Origin of the sequence: Sulfuricurvum sp. MLSB (assembly GCF_000747095.1) — a bacterium.
GTDB lineage: Bacteria > Campylobacterota > Campylobacteria > Campylobacterales > Sulfurimonadaceae > Sulfuricurvum.
Genome location: NZ_JQGL01000013.1, coordinates 17,868 through 42,101 on the forward strand (window position 1 = coordinate 17,868; position 24,234 = coordinate 42,101).

Below are 24,234 nucleotides of genomic sequence, written 5' to 3' on the forward strand. Positions count from 1 at the left end.
CTTTTATGCAAACACCCCATTTTTACGCCGTCATCATCGGTTCGGAAATCTTAAACGGCCGACGAATCGACAAGCATTTCAATTTTGTTCGTGACACCCTGCTCTCCCGCGGGCATTTTCTTTATACCTCTCTGACGATCAAAGACGATCCCCTATTAATCCGCAATACTTTTGAATTCGTCAAAAACGATTCCGATTCGGTGATGTTCAGCTTCGGCGGGATCGGTTCGACTCCCGATGACCTGACGCGGCAAATCGCTGCGGACGTCTTCGGCGACGGGATACTCTATCCGCATGAAAAATTCCGCTCCGATATTATTGAACGGTTTCATGAAGAAGCCTATCCCTACCGTATCCATATGGCGGATTTGCCTGCCAATGCCGGATTGCTCCATAATATCATCAATAATATGTCGGGGTTTTATCTGGAAGATCGCTATTTTTTTATGCCCGGCTTTCCCGAGATGTCCCATCCGATGGTGGAAGAAGCGTTAACGCGCTTTTTTCCCCTTGCGACTACAGTGCATCGCAAAACACTAATCGCACAGACAAGCGAAAACACTTTGATCGACGTCATGAATAGCCTTCCCGAAGAGATTGATTTTTCTTCTCTACCGATGTTGCGCGACGGTCGTCCGAGTGTGGAAATTTCGATAGCGTCACACGATGAATCCGAATCAATTGCTTGCTTGCAGCTATTTATCACGGCCCTCGAAGCCAAAAAAATAGATTATGTTTTAATATAAATCATCAAAAATAAATTTTCTTTATGTAATGCCGATATACATTATAACAATGTAGCCGGCATAAAAAAGGGGAGAGGATGAGTATATTAGGTTATTTGCTGCTTGCTTTAGGTCTAATGACTTTCATTTATGTGTTTTACCGCCATTCTTTTTTAAAAAGACCGAAAACGAAAGGGCCTTTAAAGCCCCACTTTACGCTTAAAATCGAGGGAGATTAGACGTAATGGCGCTCATAGAGTTTGCTGCGTCCTTCTTCGACCGAACCGATATTCTCTTTTAACCTTTCCAGACGTTCAAGCCGCTGTTCCGTAGTCGGATGCGTACGAAACAGGTTGGAAAATGAAAAGTTTTTTCCGTCAAACGGACTCACAATAAACATATGGGCATTTTCCGGCGTAGCGCCGTGCACTTCTCCGCGAGCATTGTAATTGGAAAGTTTCACCAGTGCGCTTTGCAGCCATTCGGGATGACCGGTCAGGCGTGCCGCCCCTTCATCGGCCATAAATTCACGCGAACGGCTAATCGTCATTTGAATCACAGTAGCCGCCAGAGGAAGCAATATCGCCATAACGAGCATGATTATCGGATTGCCGCCACGGTTGTCGCGGCTACCGAACATCGCTCCGAATTGGAGCATATTCGCAGTAAAAGCCACTGCTCCGGCTATGGTTGCCGCAATCGTTGCGACAAGAATATCACGGTGTCCGACGTGGGAAAGCTCATGCGCCATGACTCCTTCAACTTCGTCTTCGTTCAGCAGTTCAAGCAACCCTGTCGTAATGGCTACGGCGGCATGCTGAGGGTTGCGGCCCGTTGCAAACGCGTTGGGGATGCGGTCGTGGATAATGTAGACTTTCGGCATCGGTAGCTCGGCACGTTCGACCAACCGCTCGACGACGCGGTACAGCATTGGTGCTTCGCGGGGATCGACTTCGATCGCATGATAGTGTTTGAGGATCATCGTATCAGAAAAATAATAGGCATAAAAATTCATCCCGCCGGCAATCAGCAAGGCAATAACCATTCCCCCCTGCCCGCCAAGATAACCGCCGATAAATACCAATAGCACGCTCAGAGAACCAAGCAATAAAAAAGTTTTAAACTGTTCCATCTTTTTCTCCTTCTAAAAGGGCTAAAATAGATTTTTTATGCATTTTACGGGCAAAATCGATGGCACTGAATCCGTGGCTGTCACGGGCGCTGACATCGGCACCGAGTTCGAGCATCTTTTTTATGATATCCGTCCGTCCGTAGCACACGGCCCCCATTAACGGAGTAAAACCGCTGTTGCGGGTCGCATGATTCACATCGAATCCCTCCCGCAACAGGCGTTCGATAAGGCTTAGATTGTTGTATGTTACCGCGACATCAAATACGCTGACACCCTCATGATCGGTATGAAACAAATCGGCACCGTTGTCGATGAGCACGTCGATAATCTCCTGATCACAATGATAGCGCATCGCAAAACAGATAACCGATTCACCGTTTTCTTCTTCGTCATTGGGATTGGCACCGTTTTTCAAATACTGTTTGACACCAATATAATTGTTTGCTTTTAAGAGTTCGATCCACTGTTTCATAGGTTCTGCTTTATATCCGTAAAATTAAATAGCAGTATAACACGCAAGATTCAACTGAAGTCTAGTCTCTTATGCTAAAATTCCCCATTAATTTTGCCACAAGTGAGAAAATATGGAAATTTTAGAGACGGAAGCGGCGTTCAAAGCGTGTATTCAAGAGATTCAAAACGGAGCTGGATACAAAAATCCTCTCGCATTCGGAATCTGCCGCGTCGATTTGGGTCAGCTTGACAGTGAAAAAGTGCTGCAGGCGACGTATCCCCACATCAACTGGAACGAAAATTTCGGAAGCGCGGCTATCTTCATCAAAAGCGCTCAGGAACAAGGTTTCGAGATTGATTTCACTGCAGATGAAGTCGTCGTTCCGGTTACTCTGAAATTTCTAGAAGGATGCTTGAATGCCTTCACTCCGTATGCTGACGAAGCCTACGGGGATGCGCATAAAAATATTCAGGTTGTCTCGACGCTCTATTCTCTTATCAAAGAACGCGGTATGCGCGAGGGCGAGTATCGCCTGACCTTTTTGTTCAACGATGCTGCCTGCAAAAGCGTCGAGGGAACCTATCTGAAACTCTACGCCCTCTCTACGGGAAAAGTACCCCTCCGCTCGATCAATCTGAACGGCGCTTTCGGTGCACTTCACAACGTCGCATGGTCTGAGGGCGAGCCCATCGAGCTTGAGTGGCTCCGTGCGAACGAGATCGAGCTCAAATTTGCCAACGAATATCCGAAAATCGATTTTGTCGATAAGTTCCCCCGCTTTTTGCAGCATATCATTCCGGCGAACAATACCCGTATCCTTGATGACTCCAAAGTCCGCTTCGGCGCGCAACTTCATGCCGGTACAACAATTATGCCGGGGGCCAGCTATGTAAATTTCAACGCCGGGACCACGGGCGTGAGCATGGTAGAAGGGCGTATCTCGAGCTCTGCCGTGGTCGGCGACGGGTCCGATGTCGGGGGCGGCGCGTCGATTCTTGGTGTTCTTAGCGGAACGGACGGCATCCCTGTAACAATCGGTAAAAATACACTGCTTGGAGCCAATTCTGTAACCGGAATCGCTTTGGGTGACGGCTGTATCGTCGATGCGGGTATCGCCGTATTGGCCGGAACGAAATTTTCGGTCACTGCAGAAGAACTTGCCAAAATCAATGATGCCAATCCTTCTGCCAAGCTCAGCGGCACTTCGTTCAAAGGAAAAGAGCTGGTCGGCCTGAACGGTATCCACTACCGGCAGGATTCTACAACGGGCCAACTCATGATCCGTCGCTCTACCCGCGAAGTCAAACTTAACGCCGATCTGCACTAATTTCTTTTGCCCCTTCTTGTTTAAGGCGAAGGGGCTTATACTTTCATTATCTGAAGTAAAAAGGAGCTGCGTATGATAAACTCAAATGTTTCGTCAATGATGTCGAATCAAACTTACATGAATAATAATGCGCAGAATGTTGCAAACGTCAATACAGATAGTTATGTTCCTCAAGACACCACTATCGGCGAAACGCAAAACGGTGGGACGAAAGCCAATACATCTTCCGCAACCGATAACGGAAGCCAGCGCTCCCAAACCGATCTTTCCAAAGAACTGACGGATCAAATGAGAATCCAAAACGTGGAAGAGGCGAATGTCCGTTCCATCCGTGCGCAAAACGACATGATGGGTTCATTGCTCGATATCAAAGCATAAACGAAGAAAGCGCTTTTAGAGCGCTTTCTTTTTCTTCACGGGTTTACCTGCCCCTTTCGAAAGAACAATCGGTGTCTTGGTAAAAATATTCATGCTATGCGCACGTGTAAGCAGTTTATTGTACGGATCGAATTCTTCAAGTTCGGAACCGAATTCAAGAGTGCTAATAACCGCTTTTCCTACAATACGACGCCCTTTGTTCCCTGATTTATCGATGGTTCGTATGCCCCATACGTTATGCATCATCATGACGTTGTCCTGATAGGTGCCGATGTAGAGCAGCACATGTCCTTTGAGATAAACGATTGTCTCGAAGGGAATTCCTTTTTCTCGGATCAGGTCAAGTTTTTCATCATCGGAAAGCCCTTCAAACGAAATAACCTCTCCTTTGCGCGCCTGTGCGGCAGAATTTCGGGGAAGCCATATGCCAAAGGGCGTATACATATCCCGGATCATCGACGAACAGTCTCTTTCACCGAGCATCCCTCCCCAGCCGTATGTATTTTTCAGCATCTGTTCACCCAGGCGAATCAAATCGTTTTTATTCAGCTTGGAAATTCCGACTCTGGCCGCCGGCTTTGGAATCGAAACGGATTTAAAAGAGCCGTTGCTGTCGTACGCGAGCGCGTAATATTCGTTTTGCTGCTCTTTTTCCAGCGACAGTACCATCCCGATACGCGAATACGCGACAAAGCGGTTGGAACTGTCATAAAGAGGAACATTGTCTTCGGTGATGAAAAGTTTTTCCTGTTTCCGCATGGTTTCGCTCATCGCCGTATCGATAACGGCAATCCCATCAGATTTAACCCACCCTGATGCACTGTTCGTAAAAACGTAGCTCCATGCACCGTCTATCGAAGTATGGGAGATAAAAACGGGCTCATGATAATTGACGCTGCTGTTTTGGAGCATATCAAACGGATACCCTTCCCCCGGTAACGAAGGGTCCCGATAAAGAGGTTTTTCGGTCGGCAATGCCCGCAAATCCAGCCATTTAAGCGCAATCCCTTTTTGATTGAGCGTTCCGTAGTTTTCAAAATTCGCGTGAGCCTCTATCTCTTTAAACCATGAAGGAGGCAAAGGGCGTAGATTACTTCCATACCCGCCCCGAAACGCCCGCATCGGCCATGAAACATCCTGAACGCTCATCGGCGGCACAGTATAGTCCCACGGCGTATAATAGGATTTTTCAAAATTCTTCTGCACGTCATAAAAACTTTCACGGTCCATACCATTTTGTTCGGCATAAGGAACGATCGACTGCTCAAACCGTTCCAAATCATTGACAATGGGGCCAAGTTGGGGAAGCGTGACATCAAGTTCTTGAGGGAGAGTGCAGCAGTAGGGGCTCTCGCCAACCTTTGCGGCAGGCATCATTGTTGCCGGTTCAGCTGTTTTGAGAGAATGTGCGGCCTTGGGAACAGGCATATGGGTGCTGCATCCTCCCAATAAAAAAATGATACCGCCGATCCATACTGTTGATTTCATACTCTCTCTGCCCTATTCTATTCCTCCGAAGCGTCCGACGATTCTGCCGATGATCTCGACTTCATCTCTGCGAGCGACATAGGTGGGATAGTCTTTATTATCTGAAATAATATCGAGTTTTCCATCAAGACGAACTTGTATCCGTTTGATAAAGAGTCCGTGTTCGGTACGGATCGTAAATACTCCGCCGCGGCTTACATCGGTTTTGGAACGATTAAGGAAAACAATATCGTTGTAACTGAATGAGGGCTCCATCGAATCACCCGTTACGTTTATCGCTTCGATATGCCGCAATTGCCCTTCTCCGCCAAGCGACATGACAAAGTTTTCTTCGAGCATCAGCGGCTCAAAATCGAGTTCTTCATTCTCTGCTCCCCCGCCGGCGGAAGCATTGACCGATGAGAAATAACGGACCATATAAAAGCGGTTTGTCGGTTCTATCAAACTTTCGGGCGACTGGTTGTACAAAAGCCAGTTGATTGCAATAGAACGTTTTGCGCAAAAATCGAGTAATTCATTAAAGGGGATTTTATTCCGCTTTTTCATGGTTGCAAAATTCATTTGCGAAATCTCAAGTAATTCCGCAATATCTTTGTCAAATACTTTTTTATCGGGGAATTCGGATGAGACGATATCTTTGATCGTTTCAACAATTTCATTAAATGTTTTCATGACGACATCCTTTTACCGTATGGGATACGATATTCTAGGAATTATGCCATCTTTATGGTAATAATATGTCATATTGAAATATTATTAAGTATCGCTTTCTATTTTTTATACTCTTTGTCATACAAAATTTCCGATTATAAGGAGAGAGCATGGCAAAGGTTATGCGTAAAGCAAGTGGCTGGATGGATCGTTTTGAAATGCAGATGGGTGTTTGGGCGGAAAAACTTTTTTAATCGCTTCCGTCTCCGTCAGAGGTACTTTCACGTGTGCTGTCGGGAATGGAGGATTTGTCTTGCTCTATTTTTGATTCTTTTTCGAGCCGGGAGAGATGATAACCCCGAAAAATATAGATTAAAAAGAGGACGAAAAGAATAACGACAATCGTATCGAGGATCTGTACCATTACATCAGCTCCTTGTAAGTGTCAAAATTTTGCTTGATCGCTTCGTACAAAATGATACCCGTGCTGATGGCAAGGTTGAGGCTACGCCCCTCTTTCGTCATCGGAATGGTCATCGTCTGACTAGGGTGGTTTTCCAAAAGCTCGCCCGGAAGGCCTGACGTTTCGCTCCCGAACAGCAGATAATCCCCTTTTTCAAACGTTATATCGAAATAAGGACGATCCGTTTTCGTTGTCGCAAAGAAAAAGCGTTCACGATTCGGATGGGCTTCAAAAAACTCTTCGAGAGACTCCCATACTTTCAGATCAAGCTTATGCCAGTAATCCATCCCCGCACGGCGGAGCGCTTTTTCACTGATATCGAACCCCAAAGGTTTGATCAGATGAAGCGTTGCGCCCGTATTCACGCAAAGCCGCCCGATGGCTCCGGTATTGTTAGGGATTTGAGGTGTGACCAGAACGATATTAAACATTTAAAAAATGATCGTTTTGTTGGCGTGAACGAAGATACGGTCTTCAAGAGCGAGCTTCAGGGCTTTAGAGAGGACGATTTTTTCCACATCACGGCCCGAACGCTGCATCTCTTCCCATCCGTAGGCATGATTGACGTGAATAACGTCTTGAGCAATAATCGGCCCTTCATCCAGGTTATTGTTAACAAAATGGGCCGTTGCGCCGATGATCTTGACCCCCCGCTCATACGCCTGCTTATACGGGTTGGCACCGATAAAGGCAGGAAGGAAGGAATGGTGGATATTGATAATTTTGTCTTCGTACGCTTCAACAAAGCGGGGTGTCAAAATACGCATGTATTTTGCCAATACGATGTAATCGATCTCGCCGAAAGCCGCAAGCTGTTTAAGGACGCGCTGTTCGTGTTCGTCACGGTCACACCCTTCATGCGATACGGTATAAAAAGGAATATCAAATTTGGAAACCAGCGGTTCAAGCAGATCATAGTTTGAAACGACCGCTAGTATCTCGGCATCCAGTTCTCCCGCTTCGTAGCGGATCAGAATATCTCCCAGTGCGTGCGATTCTTTTGTTGCCATTAATACGATCCGCTTTTTACGCGGAGCGATGACATCCAAATGGGCATTGGCGGGCAAAACCGATTTTAGTTCGCTCTTGAGGGCGGAGGGATCGATTTCACCTGCGACAACACTGCGCATAAAAAATTTGTTTTGGGCTTTGTCGACAAATTCGTTATTGGAAATAATGTTGAGATTACGGTGGAAAAAAATACTGGAAACTTTATAGACCAGTCCTTTTTCATCGTTGCAGTGGATTAGTACCCGGTATTGTTTATTTATCATTGTGTATCCTGAAAAGAGCGTTTGTTTAGGGTTATTTTAGATTGTCCAAACGATTATCGATGGTGGCGAGGAGATATTCAAGAAAATTAAGAGTCAAATCAACCTTGGCTTCAATCTGGGCATTGTTAGGGGATTGAAACCCCTCAAAAAGAACAAGCAAACGTTCCCGGATTCCTTCGAGCCATCGTGCTTCGTCCTCACGTATCGTAGGAACGGATTCGGACAATGCAGCAGCAGGTATCGGTTGTACCGAAGATACTTCTTCTTTAAGCGGTTCATTCTCTTCGAGTGCTTCGGGCACTGTCACTAACTCTTCGATTTCGGCCAATGTGGATAAAATGACATCTTTTAATTCCATGCGCGAAGCAACCACCTTTCAAACTGGATAAATTCAGCCTCTTCGTCCATCTGGACGAAAAATGCTTTCATTTCGTTGTTGACACCCAGAAATTTCTTTCGCATCCCGGAGAGGCGGCGGATCGCGATTTTCGCATCCGAATTGTTGGGATCTTTTTTCAAAATTTCTTTGTAAATTTCAAGAGCATCTTCTTTGAGCCCCTGAAGTTCGTAAATATTGGCGAGGGTTAACGTTTGCATTTTGCCGCAAAATTAGCAATGATAGAACCCATCTCGCTGGTCGAACAAATCTCTTTGGCGTCAAAATTGGCAATATCTTTTGTACGGTATCCCTGTGCCAGAGCTTGTTTGATACCGAAATCTATCCGATCGGCGGCTTCATGCTCGTTTAATGCGTAGCGAAGCATCATCGAGGCACTGGCGATCGTTGCGATCGGATTGGCGATCCCCTGCCCCGCGATGTCCGGAGCCGAACCGTGGATCGGCTCGTATACGCCGATTTTGGCACCGACCGATGCGGAAGGAAGCAGTCCGATAGAACCCGAGAGCATGCTCGCTTCGTCGCTGAGGATGTCGCCGAAAATGTTTCCGGTCAAAATGACGTCGAACTGTTTCGGATCGCGAATCAACTGCATCGCGGCATTATCGACGTACATATGGCTGAGCTCGACTTCAGGGTACTCTTTAGCCACCTCTTCGACCACTTCGCGCCACAATTGGCTGACGTCAAGAACGTTGGCTTTATCAACCGAACACACTTTTTTTGAACGATCCATTGCGATTTTGAACGCGACGTGAGCGATACGGATCACTTCCTCGCGCGTGTAGACCATCGTGTTCCATCCTTTGTTCTCGTCGCGTCCTTTGGGCTCGCCGAAATAGATTCCGCCGATAAGTTCGCGGACGACCATCAGATCCACCCCTTTAACGATTTCAGGCTTGAGAGAGCTGGCATTGACGAGTTCGTCATACACGCTGGCCGGACGAAGGTTGGCGAATACGCCCAGCTCTTTGCGGAAACGGAGCAATCCGCTTTCAGGGCGTTTTTCACGCGGAAGCGTATCCCATTTTTGTCCGCCGATGGCACCGAACAATACCGCGTCGCTCTCAAGGGAAACGTCAATGGTTTCCTGCGGAAGCGGATCACCCGTCACGTCGTAAGCACACCCGCCCATCAACACTTCACGGTAGTTGAATTCGATATCTTCGCACGCGGCAACGGCATCAAGAACTTTGACCGCTTCGTCGACGATTTCAGGACCGATACCGTCCCCTTTGATCAATGCAATGTTATATGTTTTCATTTATTTCTCCTGGGCGGCTATTTCGGCTTGTGCGTAGTTCATCAGACCGCCTGCGGCGATGAGCTCCTGCATAAACGGCGGGATCGGGATAAATTTGTAGACTTTTCCGTTGCTTTGATTGGTAATGGTCCCTGCGTCCATGTCGATGCTTACTTTTTCGCCCTCTTTGATTTCCAAAGATTCGGGAAGTTCAAAAATAGGAAGCCCCATGTTAAATGCGTTGCGGTAAAAAATACGGGCAAACGTCGGTGCGATAACCGCTGCGACGCCGGCAGCTTTCAGTGCGATCGGAGCGTGTTCTCGCGATGAGCCGCATCCGAAGTTTTCATCAGCGACAATGATGTCTCCGGGAGTCATTTTGTTCACGAATGCCGGATCGGCATCTTCCATGACGTGCTTGGCAAGTTCTTTGGGATCCGAGGTATTTAGATAACGGGCGGCAATAATAAGGTCGGTATCGATATCTTTACCGAAATTCCAAACTTTCCCTTCAATTTTTTGCATCGAAAATCCTATATAGTGTCGTAAAATTGAAGGGATTATAGCTAAAGAACTATTAAATCCCCAAGAAAGGGGCTTTAATATTTTTCAATATTAGCGTTTAAGGCTATTTGTAGTGGACAGCATCTCATCACTCGTAGTGATGACTTTGGAGTTGGCATCGTACGCGCGCTGTCCTGTAATCAGGTCTGTCAGCTCAACAACGAGCTGGACATTGGAGAGTTCCACAAATCCCTGACGGATATTACCGAGCCCCTCTTCGCCGGGGGTACCTTCAATCGGCTGTCCGGAGCTGTCTGTTTCTACAAATAGATTGTCTCCCATTGCATGCAAACCGGCCGGGTTGATAAAATTGGTCAGCGATATCTGACCGACTTGCGTCGCCTGTGCCTGCCCGCTCTGGGTCACGCTGACAATACCGTCAACGCCGATGCTGATGTTGGTGGAGTCTTCAGGAACGACGATCTCAGGAACAAGGCGATAGCCGTCTGAATTGACGATTGTACCGTTTTCATCGAGCTTGAACGATCCGTTGCGGGTATATACTTCGGTACCGTTAGGAAGCTCGAGTTTGAAAAACCCTTTTCCTGTCACTGCTACATCCAGCGTATTATCGGTCTGTTTCAAACTTCCTTCGGTAAAAATCTTGTTAATGGCCGTCGGACGAACCCCAAGCCCCACTTCGATTCCGGTCGGAGATTTGGTCGTATCGCTCGTCGACGTCCCTGCGTAGCTCATAACCTTGTACATCAAATCGGCGAACTCGGCGCGCGATTTTTTATACCCCATTGTATTGACGTTGGCAATGTTATTGGCGGTTGTATCGATCTGGGTCTGCATAGCGAGCATTCCGGTTGAGCTCGTATAAAGTGATTGCATCATGGCTTAGGTCTCCTTAGGTTTATCGTCGTGTAGCGCCGATTTTTTCAATGGCGTCTTTATTGAGATCGTTCATCTGCGAATCCATCGCTTTTTGATACATTCCGACCAAACGGTTGGCTTCGACAAGGGCGATCATTTCGTTTACGGCGTTGACGTTGCTTTTTTCCACAAAGCCCTGCATAACGCTTCCGCTGTCCGCCAGCGGGGCAAGAGGATCGGCGGGATCAGGAATATAGAGGTTTTCCCCTTCTTTGCTGAGCATACGGATGTTTTGCGGCTCGATAACCATCATCTTTTTAGCAGGTGCCATTTCGGTTGTTCCGGCAATATTCGCGGCGATTTGGCCGTTTTTATCGATAGTGACAATCGTGTTTTGCGGATTAAGAGTAATCGGGGTTCTATCGGCGGCAAGAACTTCATATCCCTGTTTGGTCACCAGCTTTCCCTCTTCATTAAGGGTAAAAGTACCGTTGCGGGTCAGCCGGACGCCCTGTGGGGTATTGACGGCAAAGAACTGCCCTTCTTTCGCCAGCGCAAGATCAAAAGTGTTGTCGGTACGCTGCATCGATCCGAGCGAAAAATCGGTATAACCGTCGGTAATTTGCGGAACACGGCTCATCGAACGGTTGAAATATTGCGCCGCTTCCTGAGTATGATTCGGAATCGGCAACTCGTTTTGCGCTTCTTTGAAAAGACGCACGAAATCGCCCGTAATAAGCTGATCGCGTTTATACCCTGCCGTATTGGCATTGGCAAGGTTATTAGCTATCGTGTCCATACGATTGAACTGAGCAACCATACCGCCCGTTGCCGCATAATATCCGGTCTGCATAATCTTACATCCTTGGTCGATTTTGTGACTAAAAGCAACTAGCGTTCCATATTTGATCTTCCATTTTTATCAAATTATCCATTAAGGCTAATTTATATAAATTTCGGTATAATCCCAATCTTTTTAAACGACAAGGGAGCCCTCCTCGTATGAGCGTCAAAGATCTAAACAAACACATCGAAACCCTCTTTTCCGAACACAAATCAAAAAACTGCTTGACCTATGAAGCGATCGTCGAACCGTTTGACAAACAACCGACGCTGGCACAGGCCAAATCAGTTTTAAAATTGGCTCAGAAACATAAAATCTGCCTTTTTACATCCTCAGAACATGCCAAGATGCTCAATCAACAGGAAGCCGCAGCAAAACGGGCCGCCCAGCTCAAGTACATTGAAGAAGCAACCGGCGACGAATTTGACATTCTCAAGCAACACGAACTGCTCGAGTGGTCGCGCTCGGATTCTCCGGTTCGTATGTACCTTCGTGAAATGGGACAGATCCCTCTTCTGACAAAAGATGAAGAGATCGAAATTTCCAAACGGATGGAAATGGGAGAAGGGATTATTATCGATGCAATCTGTTCGGTACCTTATCTGATCGATTTCATCCTCGATTACAAAGATCCGCTTATCAACCGCGAACGCCGCGTCAAAGAGCTTTTCAAAAGCTTCGAAGACGAAAGCGAAGACGAAGGCGACGATGACACCGAAGACGAAGCCGATGAAGAAGAAGTGAGCGAAAAAGCTCCTTCGGCCAAGGACAAGAAACGGGTAGAAAAAGTCGTCACCTCCTTCAAAGCGCTTGAAAAAGCGAAAAAAGAATGGGTCAAAGCGACCGAAAAAGTGCTTGATGAATGTCCGGTCGAAGATATGGATCCCGAATACGTTCTCCATTTCATGGCGGTAAGCTTCAAAAAGAAAAGCCTTAAAGAAGCGCTTCTTGACCTTGGGCCAACCTCCAAACTGATCAATGAGCTCGTACGATCTATGGAAACCGCTCTACGAAGCGATGAAGGTTTTGAACGCGAACTCAAGCGCCTTGAATATAAACTTCCGCTATTCAACGATCAACTCAAAAAGAACCACATGGCAATTCTTGCCAAAATTTGCGATCTCAGCAAGGAAGATATTGCGGCCAAAGTTCCTGAAGCAACCATGGTCAGCACCTATATGGAAATCAAAAAACTGATCCAGACCAAAGAGGCCTCTAAAGGCGGATTTAATATGGAACCTGAAAAGCTGGCCGATATCCTCGAGCAGATCAAACGGGGTAAAAGCATTTCCGAAACTGCCAAAACCCGTATGGCCAAATCGAATCTCCGTCTGGTTGTATCGATTGCCAAACGCTATACCAATCGCGGTTTGCCGTTCCTTGACCTGATTCAGGAAGGAAATATCGGATTGATGAAAGCGGTCGACAAGTTCGAATACCAAAAAGGGTACAAGTTCTCGACCTATGCGACATGGTGGATCCGACAGGCAATCAGCCGCGCCATCGCCGATCAAGCGCGCACGATTCGTATTCCGATCCATATGATCGAAACGATCAATCGCATCAATAAGATCATGCGCAAACACCTTCAGGAACACGGAAAAGAGCCGGATGTCGAAACCATCGCGGAAGAAGTAGGCCTATCCGTTGAGAAAGTCAAAAACGTCATCAAAATCACGAAAGAGCCGATTTCTCTCGAAGCACCGATCGGAAACGAAGAAGACGGCCGTTTTGGAGATTTCATTGAAGACAAAATGTCGATCTCTCCGTCTGACGCTGTTTTAAAAGACGATTTAAAAGTGCAGATCGAAGGGGTTCTTGAACAACTGAATGAGCGTGAAAAAGCCGTCATCAAGATGCGTTTCGGTATCATGGATGACGAAAGCGACCGCACTCTCGAAGAGATCGGAAAAGAGCTCAACGTGACTAGGGAGCGGGTTCGTCAGATCGAATCCAGTGCGATCAAAAAACTTAAACACCCCAAAGTGGGCCGTAAACTTAAAAACTACATCGAGGATTAATGACGTTTGATCAGCAATGGATTGAGTTCGATTTCAATCCGTTTATCCTTTTCAACGCAAGCGGTAAAATCGTGTCGCTCAACACGGAGGCGCAATATCTCCTCGGAGCGGTCGAAGCCTCCGCCGTTTACAAAATTGCGACGACCTATGCCAGCTCTTCTTTCGGATTCAAAACGACTTTTCTGGAGCTTGAATTCGGACGATTCAAGTTTTTCGGCATCACCGTCGGCTACGAAGATGAAGAACACATCGGTATTCGTCTTTATCAGCTCCCCTCTTTCCAGTTTACGAAACAAAAACCCGAAGGACAGCTCGTTAACGTCTATACGCTGATCGATCTGTGTATCAGCTCCAATTCGATCGGAACGCAAACCCGTTTTCTGAAAGAACTCGACCCTACGATTCCTGAAATCCGCCTGCAGACAGAACTGTTTATCAAACTGCTCAATAAAATTTATGTGGCAATGACCGGAAACGAAAAAATAACCACGCGGCTGTTTTTCCGTGTCGGCGAACACATCAAGTTCGAAGGTGAAAAATATTCGCTTTTTTCCATCGAAATCATATCAGACACCGTCATCCGCAGATATCTGCCCGATATTTCCCATTTGGCCGAAGAAAACAATCTCTTCGTCGATGTAAAAGACCAACGTATTACGATCAACGTTCCGATGATTGTGAAGTAATTAATTTTTTAAAATCTCTTCACGCGTATCCCGGAGCATCTTCTGGATTTCCGGGTCCTTACTTACCGCATTATCCAACAGAGCCAATCCTTCTTTTTTTCGCCCTGTTTTCGATAAAAGGATTGCCAAATTATTGAGAGCAAGAGGATGGGAAGGATTCGTCAATAAAAAATGCCGATAACTCTCCTCCGCTTCGTTAAAACGATGCAACCGGTAATAGCTGTTGGCTAAAATTAAATGGATATCCGACTCATCAGGCCAGCGAATCAACGCACTTTTGTAGCTTAGAATCGCTTCATCGACCATACCGATTTTTTCCAGTTCATACACGGACCGCAAGAATTTTTTTGACAAAGCTGATGCGGGTATCTCTCCCGGGGGAAGAAGGACAACGCCCCAATTCTCACTGCGTTTCCACAGTTCAGCAAAGGTTTCGACCGCTATCGGTTCGTTCGGCTGATCCGAAAAATGAGTTATTACTTCGCGCCTTCCTCCATCGTATCCGTTAACAGGAATATAATGCCATAGAGGATACCACGAATAACTTCGATTGATTAATACAATAACGGGATGATGAGCGGCTAGTTCACGAAATAATGCGTCGAAATTCGGTTCTAACGGATAGGCTATAAGGCCGTTTGCGCGCGCGGCACTCACAAGTTCGACCTGCAAAGTCCCTTTTTTGAGGGGAATAAATGTTCGTTGGTCAAGTTCCTCTATCGATAATTTAGGAGTATATCCACTGACAGAGTGCCAATACAATGAGACCATTTGGACAGATGTTGAGCCGCATAGATCTGCACGCGGCGGAATAAAAGGAACATTTATGGACGTTGAAGGATACTCTCTCCCCGGCGGGAGAGGATTTTTGGGTACACAACCGCTTAGCATTAGTAAAGCAACAGTTGTGCATAAAAAGATAAAGCAGTTTCTTATCGCCACGTTTAACGTACTGAACGGGTAAAATTAAATACTTTTGTCAGTCCGAGAATATCCGTAATCAATAAAACAACAAAAATAAAGACGATCGCACCGATAATGCTTCCACCGTCTCCTCCTGCCGGTAGAGTATCAATCTTTGATGCGATTGTACTTGCTTCCTCATCGCTTAACGATGCAACTTTAAGTTCGATCATTTTAGGATCTACCCCCAACTTTTCAAACGCGTCGGCAACGTCATCGCGTGCAACAAATTGAGAAACTTTATCTTGTGAAGATACAGCGGAGGGCGCTCCTAATATCAATTCTGTAGAAGCTATTTGCCCCCATGAAACTTGAGCAAACAGTGTAACGCTGAGTACCAACGATACAATTGGTTTTGAGATCTGCATGCGAACCCCTTTTATATCTTTTATCTATGATTATAAAACGGCAGCATTGTAAATCGATTTATGTTAACACCTAGTTAATATATTTTATATTCTTATAACTCTGAAATAAACAGCTCTTTGGCGATCAGATAACCGACCGGTATTCCCGCAGCCAATCCGACCAGATACGGAAGGATGTTCAAGACTCCGTTGTTTTCCAATGCGACAAATCCTAAAATTAAAAACGCATACGGTATCAAACGGTATGCCGATACCCACGCCGAAGCGTTTTGCGTCGTATTTTTGACGATATTGGCGCGCTGACGGGCTTTTTCCTCTTTGATAAGGCGCTTGATATCTTCTATCTCTTCGGCACGTTCTTCTTCATACAGATCGTACGGATCGTCCATCATGTCGATAATGTCTTTGTTGTCTTCGGGATCAACGTCAGCCGTGCGCCGCGCAATCATATTCCGGTACGAATACAGCGATCCCATAACGATCAGGGTGGTCGTTGTCATCGCGACGGCAAAGTTGGCATAGGCGGAAGCGGAATAAACTAGCATTACGACAGCCCCAAGCTGAGAAATGGTAAAAACCAGCAGAGGTTTTTTAATCCTCGTCATCATCGTCATCGTTATCCTGCTGTTTTTTGCCCATGTTATAGCGTGGGTCTTTGGATAGTTTTTCAAATTCTTTGTATTGCTTGCTGTAGGCTTTATAGACGTTTAGAAACGCGGCACCGATCCCGATGACGACACCTACCCATAGCAGCCAATCGATTCCGAACAGTTTTCTCAAGCCAAGTCCGATGGCAACCCCGATCAAAACGGCGACCACCATCGAAATGCCGAGAGAGAGGGTCTCTGCTCCTTCGATGATTGGTTTGAGCCTCGGTTTATGTTCTTCGGTATTCATTTGATATCTCCAAAGATTTTGTCCGCTGCGGCAATCGTCTCTTCGATCATCTGATCCGTGATCGCCGTCGCGATAAATCCCGTCTCAAACTGCGAACACGCAAAATAAAACCCGTTGTCCAGCATGGCTGCGTGGAAACGGGCAAAACGTGCCGTATCGCTTTTGAGTGCGTCGGCAAAATTACTGACATGCGCATCATTGAAGAAAAATCCGAACATCGAACCGCGTACATCGGTTTGAAGCGAAATGTTATGTTTGGCTGCCGCGTCGGCAAATCCGTTCATAAGACGTTTGGCCCGTTCTTCAAGAACGTTGAACACGCGTGCATTGGCTTTAAGCTTACGGATCGATGCCAATCCGGCCGCCATGGCAACCGGGTTTCCGCTCAGCGTTCCGGCTTGATACACGCCTCCTTCCGGTGAAAGATGCGCCATGATATCGCGGCGCCCGCCGAATGCACCTACCGGCATTCCCCCGCCGATCACTTTGCCCAACGTCACAAGATCCGGTTTGGTTCCGGTAATGCTTTCCGCACCGTGCAGACATGCGCGAAAACCGCTCATGACTTCATCGAAGATCAGCAATGCCCCGTGTTCGTCACAGAGTGTTCTAAGCTGTGCGAGGAAATCTTTGGTCGCAGGAACCAATCCCATATTCCCGGCAACGGGTTCTATGATAACGCACGCGATGCCGGGGCTATCGGCAAAGCATTGACGTACACTCTCAATGTTATTGTATTCAGCGAGCAACGTATGCTTGGTAAAATCAGCCGGAACACCCGGGGAACTCGGCATTCCGAACGTCACAGCGCCTGATCCCGCTTGAACGAGCAAAGCATCACTGTGTCCGTGATAACATCCGGTAAATTTGACGATGTCATCGCGCCCGGTGAAACCGCGAGCCAAACGGATCGCGCTCATGACCGCTTCCGTTCCGCTGCTCACAAATCGAACTTTTTCAATCGAATCGTAAATAGAAATGATCAGTTCGGCAAGTTCGCTCTCTGCTTCGGTAGGCGCCCCAAAGCTCAGGCCGTGCTTGACCGCTTCGATAACGGCATTTTCGATACTTTCATCCCGATGCCCGAAAATCAGCGGTCCCCAACTCTGGACATAATCGACGTAGCGGTTGTTATCCACATCGATCAGATACGCCCCTTCCCCGCTCTGAATAAAACGGGGGATGCCACCGACGCTTTTAAAAGCGCGAACCGGGGAATTGACACCCCCTGGGATCAGGTTTTGGGCTTTTTCAAAAGCATTCTGGGAATGTTCAATGTTCATTCGTTGTCCTGTCGAAATAATCTTTTCGCCATTATATCTAAGAATAGGTTGTCCAAACGAAGGCGAATGCGATAAAATAACGGAAAAACTTAAGGTCATCTATGCAATTTCACGTCGACGCGACATGCGGTAATGCCCGTGCGTGTACCATCACCACGGCTCATTCCACGATCCAAACCCCTATTTTTATGCCTGTAGGGACGGTCGGAAGTGTCAAAGCGCTCGATATGAACGATATGACAGACATCCTCGGCACCCAGATTATCCTCGCCAATACCTACCATATGTATCTGCGCCCGGGGGACGAGACGGTTGCCAAACTGGGAGGGCTTCACGGCTATACGACCTATCCGAACAGCTTTCTGACCGACAGCGGCGGGTTTCAGGCCTTCAGCCTCAGCGACATCTCCAAGCCGATGGAATCGGGGATCGAATTTCGCAGCCACATCGACGGTTCAAAGCACTTTTTTACCCCCGAGAAAGTAATCGACATCCAAAACAATCTCAACAGCGACATTATGATGATCCTCGATGACCTTGTTGCCCTTCCCGCCACGCAGGAACGAATCAAAACTTCCATCGAACGAACAACACAGTGGGCGAAGCAGTCCATCGAATACCACCGAAACAACCAGTCCAGGGGAATCGGTCTTAATCAGAATATTTTCGCGATCATCCAAGGGGGAACCGACTTTAATTTCCGTACCCAATCGGCCGAAGAACTGTGCGCAATGGATTTCGACGGGTTTGCCATCGGAGGCTTGTCGGTCGGAGAAGCGAATCAGGCGATGTACGATACGGTTGAACATACGACGCCTCTTATGCCCTCAGACAAACCCCGCTACCTGATGGGAGTCGGCACTCCCGAAGATTTGGTCGAAAACATCGAACGGGGCGTCGATATGTTCGACTGCGTCATGCCGACGCGTAACGCCCGAAACGGTACCCTTTTTACGAGCTTCGGAAAAGTGAACATCAAAGGAGCCGCCTACAAATTCGATGCCGAACCGATCGATCCCGCATGCGACTGCTACACCTGCCGCCGCTACAGCCGTGCATACCTGCACCATCTGTTCCGCTCACGCGAGATCACTTTCTTCCGGCTTGCGTCGCTTCACAATCTCCATTATTATCTGACTCTCGTAAAGGCGGCACGCGACGCGATCATCGCCGGAAAATTCCCCGAATTCAAAAAGGATTTTTATGCACGCAGAACCCTCTAAAGTGACCCTCGGTATCAACATCGACCATATTGCGGTGCTGCGGGAAGCACGTAAAATCAACGATCCCGATCCCCTTATGGCATTGGCAGTATGCGCGCAAAACGGAGCCGATCAGATTACGATCCACCTGCGTGAAGACCGCCGTCACATCCATGACGAAGACGCGCGCCGAATCATCGCCGCCTCGCCGCTTCCTGTCAATCTTGAATGCTCAATTGACCCTGCCATCATCAAAATTGTCACAGAGTTACGCCCGCACCGAGCGACGCTTGTGCCTGAAAAGCGTCAGGAAGTAACGACGGAAGGGGGGCTGGACGTCAAAGGGCAATTTAATTCAATATTAAATGCTATCAATACTTTGCGCGCCGCTGAAATCGAGGTATCGCTGTTTATCGATCCGAGCCATGACGCCATAGAATATTCCGAACGTCTTGGAGCCGAATGGGTTGAACTGCATACCGGAGCGTACGCCAACCTCTACGCAATGCGCCATAGCGCCCTGCCCCATACTCACCATGCGATCGAATCGCTGAATCTTTCGCGCCGTGAACTCGATGAGCGTCTGGGACAGGCATACAGCGACATCGTCGATGCGGCCAATTTCGCACGTTCGCTCGGACTGAAAGTCGCAGCCGGCCACGGACTTAATTACCACAATGTTGCCCCGATTGTTGCGATCGATACTATAGAAGAGCTCAATATCGGGCAAAGTATTATTGCCCGCTCCGTGTTTACAGGCCTCTCAACTGCCGTTAGTGATATGAAAGCGCTATGTCGACGTTAAAAACAATCGCCGTCAGTGTCGGCGATCTAAACGGCATCGGCTTTGAAATCATCCTGAAAGCACATCCTCAGATCACACAGATATGTCGTCCTGTTTACTGCATCAGTCGTACTATGGCGGAACGTGCCGCCGCATTACTTGGATTGAATCTTCCCGATGATTTTGAATGCCATGACGTTTCCGGCGATTTTACGATTCGTCCGGGCATGGTCGACGCTGATAGCGGCCGATACAGCTACCAATCGTTTGTCGCCGCTGTCGGCCTTGCCAAAGTCGGCAAGGCCGATGCAATTACGACTTTGCCGATCCACAAAGAGGCCTGGATGATTGCCGGAATCGGATATAAAGGTCACACGGACGCCCTGCGCGATTTTTTCAATCACGACGCAATCATGATGCTCGGCTGTGAACGTCTCTACGTCGCTTTGTTTACCGAGCATATCCCTCTGCATGACGTCGCATCCAACATTCAAGTCGATAAACTGGTCTCGTTTTTGATGCGGTTTTATCAAAGCACGAAAGCAGATTCTGTCGCCGTGCTCGGGCTGAACCCCCATGCGGGAGACCACGGAGTACTCGGTAACGAAGAACGGGAAATCGAAGCAGCCATCGATATCGCCAACGCCAATATCGGCCAAACCGTCTACTACGGCCCCGTCGTTCCCGATATCGCATTTACTCCGCGTTTTCGGGAGCAATGCCGCTATATCGTCGCCATGTACCATGATCAGGGGCTTGGACCGCTCAAAGCCCTTTATTTCGATGAAAGCATTAATGTTTCACTGGGCTTGCCTATTATTCGTACCTCCGTCGATCACGGTACGGCGTTTGACATCGCATATCAAGGCAAAGCATCAAGCATCAGCTATCTCAACGCGATTAATGCCGCACTCGTTTTGGCTGCACATGAAGGATAAAGCATGAATCACAGGATTGTCGCCGACATCACCGCCTTATTGGATACGATGCTGCCGCGCGACCTATATGCGCACGATTTTACCGACGAACATTACCGGCAGCTTCTCAAAAAGCTTTCGCTTGACCATAGCGAAGAGCTCTTCAACGACAAAAAATCGGCAATCCGAAGAGGCATTATCGAGCATTTTGCACGTACGTTCCAACAAATCGACATTGAACTGACCATGCACACGTTTATCCTGAAAAAACAGTATGCCGATCCGTCTTTGCCCGAATCGTTCGATCGGATGGTACACCGCAGCAACTTGGCTATCATCGACATTTTTCGACGCAAGTCGGAGTTTCTGCCGGTTCCTTACCTTCTGTCCGTTCCCGAAGAGATTCGAACCAACATAATGCAGGGGTTCACGGACATGAACGTCCCGATCGACACCGCACGATCCGTTATCCGCCAGCAGTTCAGCACCGTCTTCGATCTGTATGAACGGGATATCCTGTTCTTTTTGCGCGGACGGATATCTATCCGCTATTTTACGCCGCCGAAAAAATTGGCCGAGGGCGAAGACAAACGATTCGCGGGGGAATCGGTCGAAGAGATGGAAGCGCTGTATCAAACCTATTTTCCGAAGGGTGCGTGGGAAGATATCGAGTCTATTTTAGACGAGGTAATCTCCGAAAAACTCAATTTTTCGATTATCGACAATGCAACCTTTACACGGACTTTTATTCCGGTATTCCGCTCTATGATCGAAATATTGCTCCTTGAAGTCGTTGCTCCGGAACATCGGGGTAAAATCGAAGGCTTTACCGGATTTGTTTTACGTCAGCATTTTCACCCGATTTTGCTCCATACGGCCAAAATACTGCTGGAACATGTCGAAAACAGAGACAAAAACGCCGAACATTTTATCAAATACTTCTCTGAAGAGGTCGTTATCGATGCGGCCGGAAAAAAGATCCAAAAATACGCAATCATCGACAGTAAACAGCAGCGCTGGAATTACACGTCGATTCTCTCCATCATGATGCAATACAAGCAGGCCAAACTGAAAGTAGCCGCCCAAAAAGAAGCGATCAATGCCGCACAGGAACGCATCAACGAATGCGAAGCGGAAATCACCGTCGAACGAAACGCCCGCTATGCGATCATGGACCGAATTGCCGAACTGGAATCGATTATTGCCGACAGCGATACACGCATCATGTATCTGAAAAAAAAGCTGACGTCCGAAGATACCATGACGCTCAAATCAGACATTGCGCGTCTCAACACCCAACAGCAAGACTTTCAGAAACGAAAAAAGAACGAGAATACCCAGCTGGAACTGGCCAATGGAAAAATTTCGAATAAAACCAATGAGCTGACACGGCGGCAAAAAAAACTGGCCGATGAGAAAAAATCGCTTCAAGCGATTCTGGAACAAACCGCCACGCTCAGAGAAACATACGAAATGCTGACCGAGGCCCTTTCTCTCGTCCTGGCCAAACGCTGATAACGTCACGAGAGACGGTTTCGATAATCCTCATACCCGAATTCATGCACGATGTTCAGTTTGTCGTCTTTGGTCCAGATCGCTAATGACGGCAGCTTTATCCCGTTGAAAGTCGTATTTTTAACAAATGTATAGTGTATCTGATCTTCGAAGATGATTTTGTCTCCGACTTTGAGCGGTTCGTCGAACGAATAATCGCCCATAATGTCCCCGGCCAGACAGGTGTTTCCGCCCAGACGGTACGTGTAGGCTTTCTCTCCCGCTTCGCCGGCACCTCGAATCGCCGCACGGTATGGCATCGCAAGGGTGTCGGGCATATGCGCTTCCGCAGACGTATCCAAGATCGCGATATCCATGCCGTTGTGAACGATGTCGAGCACCGATGCGACGAGCGGCCCCGTCTGCCATCCGACCGCTTCTCCGGGCTCGAGATAAACGGTGATGCCGTTGTGGCGGGCTTTGAACGCACGGATCACCTCAATAAGACGTTCGACGTCATAATCGGCGCGGGTAATGTGGTGTCCGCCGCCGAAATTGACGTATTTAAGCCCGTCAATATAGCGGCCGAATTTTTCCTCAAATGCCTGCAACACCCCTTCGAGAGCATCGACGTTTTGTTCGCACAACGCATGGAAATTAAGGCCGTCAAGACGAGGCACGATGCTCTCGTCAAAATTGGCCGAAGTGGTTCCAAGACGGCTGTAAACGCCGCAAGGATTGTACAAATCGACCGGTGACGAAGAGTATTCGGGATTGACGCGAAGTGAAACGGAAATATTCGGATTGACGGCTTTGACACGGTCGTAATAACGGTGAAACTGCGCCGGAGAATTGAACACAATGTCGTCGCTGATACGAGCGATTTCGTCGATGTCTTCATCTTTGAATGCGGGCGAATACGTGTGCACCTCTTTGTTCATCTTTTCACGTGCCAATTTTGCCTCGTGCAGGCCGCTTGCGAACCCTTTTAGGGCGAGGATGATTTTCGCTCCGGTCTCGCGCTGTACGCGATCCAGCGTCAAGAGGTTCTGTTCCAAAAGCTCCTCTTCGCAGATATAGCAAGGAGTATGAGGGAGTTGGGAAAAATCGATCGCCATCGCTGAATCCTTAAAAAAAGTCTCGAATTGTAGCATACCGACAGCCCTATCGTTCTCTTTTACTCCGCCGAATCGTCCTTAAAACGGTGCCAAAATAAAATCCGTGCAGCGATATCGCCAAAATGATGTACAATCTAATATTCGGATTGATTATATCAGGAGGTTCGCATGAGTTCCTCGGTCTACGTACACATCGCCCGCAGTGCTATACAGGCACGTTTGGATGGCGGGCATGTTGATAAAAATGCCTTTTCTCCCTTATCCCCCGCTCTATCACAGCCGGGTGCCAGTTTCGTTACACTCAATCTTCACGGACGTTTACGCGGTTGCATCGGATCTTTGATAGCCCACAGGCCGCTCATCGATGACCTGATAGCCAATGCCGAAGCGGCGGCATTTCGCGATCCCCGCTTTTCTCCGCTTTCAGAGAGCGAATTTGAAGAAGTTCGCATCGAAGTGTCGCTTCTGACTCCTCCGCAGAATGTTTCGTATCGTGATTCTGATGATCTAAAAAGAATAGTCCGCCCGAAAATTGACGGGGTTATCATCCGATACGGCAGCATGCAGGCGACTTTTTTGCCGCAGGTGTGGGAGGAGCTAAGTGATTTTGAAAGTTTTTTCTCCCATCTGGGAACCAAGGCCGGCATCGGAAGCGATCCGCTTTCGCACCATCCCGAAGTCTATCTCTATCAGGTCGAAAAATTCGGTGAGGAGGGATAAATGGAATATTTTATCACCAAAG

At 47.7% G+C, this 24,234-nt stretch carries 29 protein-coding genes; 10 read left to right on the top strand and 19 right to left on the bottom strand.

From position 1 onward, the window contains the following. Nucleotides 1-5: 5 nt before the first annotated feature. The gene (locus JU82_RS01030; protein WP_037945657.1) at nt 6-746 is read left to right on the top strand and encodes a molybdopterin-binding protein; all 741 of its coding nucleotides are present in this window, start codon (nt 6-8) and stop codon (nt 744-746) included. A gap of 214 nt (nt 747-960) precedes the next feature. On the opposite strand, the gene htpX is transcribed toward JU82_RS01030, so the two are convergent. Then, the gene (htpX, locus tag JU82_RS01035) at nt 961-1,857 is read right to left on the bottom strand and encodes a zinc metalloprotease HtpX (RefSeq protein ID WP_037945658.1); all 897 of its coding nucleotides are present in this window, start codon (nt 1,855-1,857) and stop codon (nt 961-963) included. Next, nucleotides 1,844-2,329 (bottom strand): ankyrin repeat domain-containing protein, encoded by a 486-nt coding sequence (locus JU82_RS01040; RefSeq protein WP_037945659.1) that lies wholly within the window; start codon nt 2,327-2,329, stop codon nt 1,844-1,846. The genes htpX and JU82_RS01040 overlap by 14 nt, the downstream gene beginning before the upstream one ends. A 112-nt stretch (nt 2,330-2,441) precedes the next feature. On the opposite strand from JU82_RS01040, the gene JU82_RS01045 reads away from it, so the two are divergent. Together JU82_RS01045 and JU82_RS11545 are read left to right on the top strand one after the other, a co-directional pair. Continuing rightward, nucleotides 2,442-3,638 (top strand): tetrahydrodipicolinate N-succinyltransferase N-terminal domain-containing protein, encoded by a 1,197-nt coding sequence (locus JU82_RS01045; protein WP_037945660.1) that lies wholly within the window; start codon nt 2,442-2,444, stop codon nt 3,636-3,638. 72 nt (nt 3,639-3,710) lie between these two features. Continuing rightward, a complete protein-coding gene (locus JU82_RS11545; protein WP_294891978.1) occupies nt 3,711-4,016 on the top strand; it encodes a hypothetical protein in 306 nt (101 codons plus the stop codon). A gap of 15 nt (nt 4,017-4,031) precedes the next feature. Here JU82_RS11545 and JU82_RS01055 read toward each other — a convergent pair whose 3' ends face one another. The 11 genes from JU82_RS01055 to JU82_RS01100 all read right to left on the bottom strand — a co-directional run bounded on the left by JU82_RS01055 (nt 4,032) and on the right by JU82_RS01100 (nt 11,768). After that, the gene (locus JU82_RS01055; RefSeq protein ID WP_294891980.1) at nt 4,032-5,504 is read right to left on the bottom strand and encodes an SH3 domain-containing protein; all 1,473 of its coding nucleotides are present in this window, start codon (nt 5,502-5,504) and stop codon (nt 4,032-4,034) included. Nucleotides 5,505-5,516: 12 nt separating this feature from the next. Next, the gene (locus JU82_RS01060; RefSeq protein ID WP_037945661.1) at nt 5,517-6,176 is read right to left on the bottom strand and encodes a LexA family transcriptional regulator; all 660 of its coding nucleotides are present in this window, start codon (nt 6,174-6,176) and stop codon (nt 5,517-5,519) included. Between the two features lie 229 nt (nt 6,177-6,405). Next, nucleotides 6,406-6,579 (bottom strand): hypothetical protein, encoded by a 174-nt coding sequence (locus JU82_RS11550; protein WP_294891983.1) that lies wholly within the window; start codon nt 6,577-6,579, stop codon nt 6,406-6,408. Next, nucleotides 6,579-7,049, bottom strand: a complete 471-nt coding sequence (locus tag JU82_RS01065) for a tRNA (cytidine(34)-2'-O)-methyltransferase (RefSeq protein WP_037945662.1) — start codon at nt 7,047-7,049, stop codon at nt 6,579-6,581. The genes JU82_RS11550 and JU82_RS01065 overlap by 1 nt, the downstream gene beginning before the upstream one ends. Further along, nucleotides 7,050-7,892 carry a formyltetrahydrofolate deformylase gene (gene purU / locus JU82_RS01070; protein WP_037945663.1) on the bottom strand — a complete coding sequence of 281 codons (843 nt, stop codon included), beginning with the start codon at nt 7,890-7,892 and terminating at the stop codon, nt 7,050-7,052. It lies immediately after the preceding gene. A gap of 31 nt (nt 7,893-7,923) precedes the next feature. Beyond that, nucleotides 7,924-8,250, bottom strand: a complete 327-nt coding sequence (locus JU82_RS01075; RefSeq protein ID WP_037945664.1) for a hypothetical protein — start codon at nt 8,248-8,250, stop codon at nt 7,924-7,926. After that, complete coding sequence (locus JU82_RS01080; protein ID WP_037945665.1) at nt 8,241-8,489, bottom strand: tetratricopeptide repeat protein; 249 nt, start codon at nt 8,487-8,489, stop codon at nt 8,241-8,243. The genes JU82_RS01075 and JU82_RS01080 overlap by 10 nt, the downstream gene beginning before the upstream one ends. Beyond that, nucleotides 8,477-9,553 carry a 3-isopropylmalate dehydrogenase gene (gene leuB, locus JU82_RS01085; protein ID WP_037945666.1) on the bottom strand — a complete coding sequence of 359 codons (1,077 nt, stop codon included), beginning with the start codon at nt 9,551-9,553 and terminating at the stop codon, nt 8,477-8,479. The genes JU82_RS01080 and leuB overlap by 13 nt, the downstream gene beginning before the upstream one ends. Continuing rightward, nucleotides 9,554-10,057, bottom strand: coding sequence for a 3-isopropylmalate dehydratase small subunit (locus JU82_RS01090; protein ID WP_037945667.1), 504 nt, complete (start codon nt 10,055-10,057; stop codon nt 9,554-9,556). 90 nt (nt 10,058-10,147) lie between these two features. Next, the gene (gene flgG / locus JU82_RS01095) at nt 10,148-10,936 is read right to left on the bottom strand and encodes a flagellar basal-body rod protein FlgG (RefSeq protein WP_037945668.1); all 789 of its coding nucleotides are present in this window, start codon (nt 10,934-10,936) and stop codon (nt 10,148-10,150) included. Between the two features lie 19 nt (nt 10,937-10,955). Next, entirely contained in the window at nt 10,956-11,768 is an 813-nt protein-coding gene (locus JU82_RS01100; protein ID WP_037945669.1) for a flagellar hook-basal body protein, read from the bottom strand. A 149-nt stretch (nt 11,769-11,917) separates the two neighbouring features. Between JU82_RS01100 and rpoD the strand changes: the two genes are divergently transcribed. Continuing rightward, the gene (rpoD, locus tag JU82_RS01105) at nt 11,918-13,780 is read left to right on the top strand and encodes an RNA polymerase sigma factor RpoD (protein ID WP_037945670.1); all 1,863 of its coding nucleotides are present in this window, start codon (nt 11,918-11,920) and stop codon (nt 13,778-13,780) included. Then, nucleotides 13,780-14,466: a hypothetical protein gene (locus tag JU82_RS01110; RefSeq protein ID WP_037945671.1), complete on the top strand. Its 687-nt coding sequence runs from the start codon at nt 13,780-13,782 to the stop codon at nt 14,464-14,466. Before rpoD ends, JU82_RS01110 begins: the two co-directional genes overlap by 1 nt. Here the strand turns inward: JU82_RS01110 and JU82_RS01115 are convergent, their stop codons facing one another. The 5 genes from JU82_RS01115 to hemL form a co-directional block, all read right to left on the bottom strand. Further along, nucleotides 14,467-15,357, bottom strand: a complete 891-nt coding sequence (locus tag JU82_RS01115) for a PA2778 family cysteine peptidase (protein ID WP_294891995.1) — start codon at nt 15,355-15,357, stop codon at nt 14,467-14,469. Between the two features lie 53 nt (nt 15,358-15,410). Further along, a complete protein-coding gene (locus JU82_RS01120; RefSeq protein ID WP_037945672.1) occupies nt 15,411-15,797 on the bottom strand; it encodes a PA2779 family protein in 387 nt (128 codons plus the stop codon). A gap of 92 nt (nt 15,798-15,889) precedes the next feature. Next, entirely contained in the window at nt 15,890-16,411 is a 522-nt protein-coding gene (locus JU82_RS01125) for a hypothetical protein (protein ID WP_294891984.1), read from the bottom strand. Then, the gene (locus JU82_RS01130; protein ID WP_037945673.1) at nt 16,389-16,694 is read right to left on the bottom strand and encodes an AtpZ/AtpI family protein; all 306 of its coding nucleotides are present in this window, start codon (nt 16,692-16,694) and stop codon (nt 16,389-16,391) included. Before JU82_RS01130 ends, JU82_RS01125 begins: the two co-directional genes overlap by 23 nt. After that, the gene (gene hemL / locus JU82_RS01135; RefSeq protein ID WP_037945674.1) at nt 16,691-17,977 is read right to left on the bottom strand and encodes a glutamate-1-semialdehyde 2,1-aminomutase; all 1,287 of its coding nucleotides are present in this window, start codon (nt 17,975-17,977) and stop codon (nt 16,691-16,693) included. Before hemL ends, JU82_RS01130 begins: the two co-directional genes overlap by 4 nt. A gap of 101 nt (nt 17,978-18,078) precedes the next feature. Here hemL and tgt point away from each other — a divergent pair, with 101 nt between their 5' ends. From tgt to JU82_RS01155, 4 genes are read left to right on the top strand one after another with little or no spacing between them, the layout of a single operon-like run. After that, complete coding sequence (gene tgt, locus JU82_RS01140) at nt 18,079-19,200, top strand: tRNA guanosine(34) transglycosylase Tgt (RefSeq protein ID WP_037945675.1); 1,122 nt, start codon at nt 18,079-18,081, stop codon at nt 19,198-19,200. A gap of 1 nt (nt 19,201) precedes the next feature. Then, nucleotides 19,202-19,984, top strand: coding sequence for a pyridoxine 5'-phosphate synthase (locus JU82_RS01145; protein ID WP_037945727.1), 783 nt, complete (start codon nt 19,202-19,204; stop codon nt 19,982-19,984). Continuing rightward, nucleotides 19,972-20,901 carry a 4-hydroxythreonine-4-phosphate dehydrogenase gene (gene pdxA, locus JU82_RS01150; RefSeq protein WP_037945676.1) on the top strand — a complete coding sequence of 310 codons (930 nt, stop codon included), beginning with the start codon at nt 19,972-19,974 and terminating at the stop codon, nt 20,899-20,901. Before JU82_RS01145 ends, pdxA begins: the two co-directional genes overlap by 13 nt. A 3-nt stretch (nt 20,902-20,904) precedes the next feature. Beyond that, on the top strand, nt 20,905-22,395 hold the full coding sequence (locus tag JU82_RS01155; RefSeq protein ID WP_037945677.1) for a hypothetical protein: 1,491 nt from the start codon (nt 20,905-20,907) through the stop codon (nt 22,393-22,395). A 5-nt stretch (nt 22,396-22,400) separates the two neighbouring features. On the opposite strand, the gene nspC is transcribed toward JU82_RS01155, so the two are convergent. Beyond that, nucleotides 22,401-23,492: a carboxynorspermidine decarboxylase gene (nspC, locus tag JU82_RS01160; protein ID WP_037945678.1), complete on the bottom strand. Its 1,092-nt coding sequence runs from the start codon at nt 23,490-23,492 to the stop codon at nt 22,401-22,403. A gap of 168 nt (nt 23,493-23,660) precedes the next feature. Between nspC and amrA the strand changes: the two genes are divergently transcribed. Further along, nucleotides 23,661-24,212 carry an AmmeMemoRadiSam system protein A gene (gene amrA, locus JU82_RS01165; protein WP_037945679.1) on the top strand — a complete coding sequence of 184 codons (552 nt, stop codon included), beginning with the start codon at nt 23,661-23,663 and terminating at the stop codon, nt 24,210-24,212. Nucleotides 24,213-24,234: the final 22 nt, after the last annotated feature.

Excerpts from the sequence above, each read along its gene's own strand:
- JU82_RS01030 (WP_037945657.1), top strand. The coding sequence starts at position 6 with ATGCAAACACCCCATTTTTACGCCGTCATCATCGGTTCGGAAATCTTA.
- htpX (WP_037945658.1), bottom strand. The coding sequence starts at position 1,857 with ATGGAACAGTTTAAAACTTTTTTATTGCTTGGTTCTCTGAGCGTGCTA.
- JU82_RS01040 (WP_037945659.1), bottom strand. The coding sequence starts at position 2,329 with ATGAAACAGTGGATCGAACTCTTAAAAGCAAACAATTATATTGGTGTC.
- JU82_RS01045 (WP_037945660.1), top strand. The coding sequence starts at position 2,442 with ATGGAAATTTTAGAGACGGAAGCGGCGTTCAAAGCGTGTATTCAAGAG.
- JU82_RS11545 (WP_294891978.1), top strand. The coding sequence starts at position 3,711 with ATGATAAACTCAAATGTTTCGTCAATGATGTCGAATCAAACTTACATG.
- JU82_RS01055 (WP_294891980.1), bottom strand. The coding sequence starts at position 5,504 with ATGAAATCAACAGTATGGATCGGCGGTATCATTTTTTTATTGGGAGGA.
- JU82_RS01060 (WP_037945661.1), bottom strand. The coding sequence starts at position 6,176 with ATGAAAACATTTAATGAAATTGTTGAAACGATCAAAGATATCGTCTCA.
- JU82_RS11550 (WP_294891983.1), bottom strand. The coding sequence starts at position 6,579 with ATGGTACAGATCCTCGATACGATTGTCGTTATTCTTTTCGTCCTCTTT.
- JU82_RS01065 (WP_037945662.1), bottom strand. The coding sequence starts at position 7,049 with ATGTTTAATATCGTTCTGGTCACACCTCAAATCCCTAACAATACCGGA.
- purU (WP_037945663.1), bottom strand. The coding sequence starts at position 7,892 with ATGATAAATAAACAATACCGGGTACTAATCCACTGCAACGATGAAAAA.
- JU82_RS01075 (WP_037945664.1), bottom strand. The coding sequence starts at position 8,250 with ATGGAATTAAAAGATGTCATTTTATCCACATTGGCCGAAATCGAAGAG.
- JU82_RS01080 (WP_037945665.1), bottom strand. The coding sequence starts at position 8,489 with ATGCAAACGTTAACCCTCGCCAATATTTACGAACTTCAGGGGCTCAAA.
- leuB (WP_037945666.1), bottom strand. The coding sequence starts at position 9,553 with ATGAAAACATATAACATTGCATTGATCAAAGGGGACGGTATCGGTCCT.
- JU82_RS01090 (WP_037945667.1), bottom strand. The coding sequence starts at position 10,057 with ATGCAAAAAATTGAAGGGAAAGTTTGGAATTTCGGTAAAGATATCGAT.
- flgG (WP_037945668.1), bottom strand. The coding sequence starts at position 10,936 with ATGATGCAATCACTTTATACGAGCTCAACCGGAATGCTCGCTATGCAG.
- JU82_RS01100 (WP_037945669.1), bottom strand. The coding sequence starts at position 11,768 with ATGCAGACCGGATATTATGCGGCAACGGGCGGTATGGTTGCTCAGTTC.
- rpoD (WP_037945670.1), top strand. The coding sequence starts at position 11,918 with ATGAGCGTCAAAGATCTAAACAAACACATCGAAACCCTCTTTTCCGAA.
- JU82_RS01110 (WP_037945671.1), top strand. The coding sequence starts at position 13,780 with ATGACGTTTGATCAGCAATGGATTGAGTTCGATTTCAATCCGTTTATC.
- JU82_RS01115 (WP_294891995.1), bottom strand. The coding sequence starts at position 15,357 with ATGCTAAGCGGTTGTGTACCCAAAAATCCTCTCCCGCCGGGGAGAGAG.
- JU82_RS01120 (WP_037945672.1), bottom strand. The coding sequence starts at position 15,797 with ATGCAGATCTCAAAACCAATTGTATCGTTGGTACTCAGCGTTACACTG.
- JU82_RS01125 (WP_294891984.1), bottom strand. The coding sequence starts at position 16,411 with ATGACGATGATGACGAGGATTAAAAAACCTCTGCTGGTTTTTACCATT.
- JU82_RS01130 (WP_037945673.1), bottom strand. The coding sequence starts at position 16,694 with ATGAATACCGAAGAACATAAACCGAGGCTCAAACCAATCATCGAAGGA.
- hemL (WP_037945674.1), bottom strand. The coding sequence starts at position 17,977 with ATGAACATTGAACATTCCCAGAATGCTTTTGAAAAAGCCCAAAACCTG.
- tgt (WP_037945675.1), top strand. The coding sequence starts at position 18,079 with ATGCAATTTCACGTCGACGCGACATGCGGTAATGCCCGTGCGTGTACC.
- pdxA (WP_037945676.1), top strand. The coding sequence starts at position 19,972 with ATGTCGACGTTAAAAACAATCGCCGTCAGTGTCGGCGATCTAAACGGC.
- JU82_RS01155 (WP_037945677.1), top strand. The coding sequence starts at position 20,905 with ATGAATCACAGGATTGTCGCCGACATCACCGCCTTATTGGATACGATG.
- nspC (WP_037945678.1), bottom strand. The coding sequence starts at position 23,492 with ATGGCGATCGATTTTTCCCAACTCCCTCATACTCCTTGCTATATCTGC.
- amrA (WP_037945679.1), top strand. The coding sequence starts at position 23,661 with ATGAGTTCCTCGGTCTACGTACACATCGCCCGCAGTGCTATACAGGCA.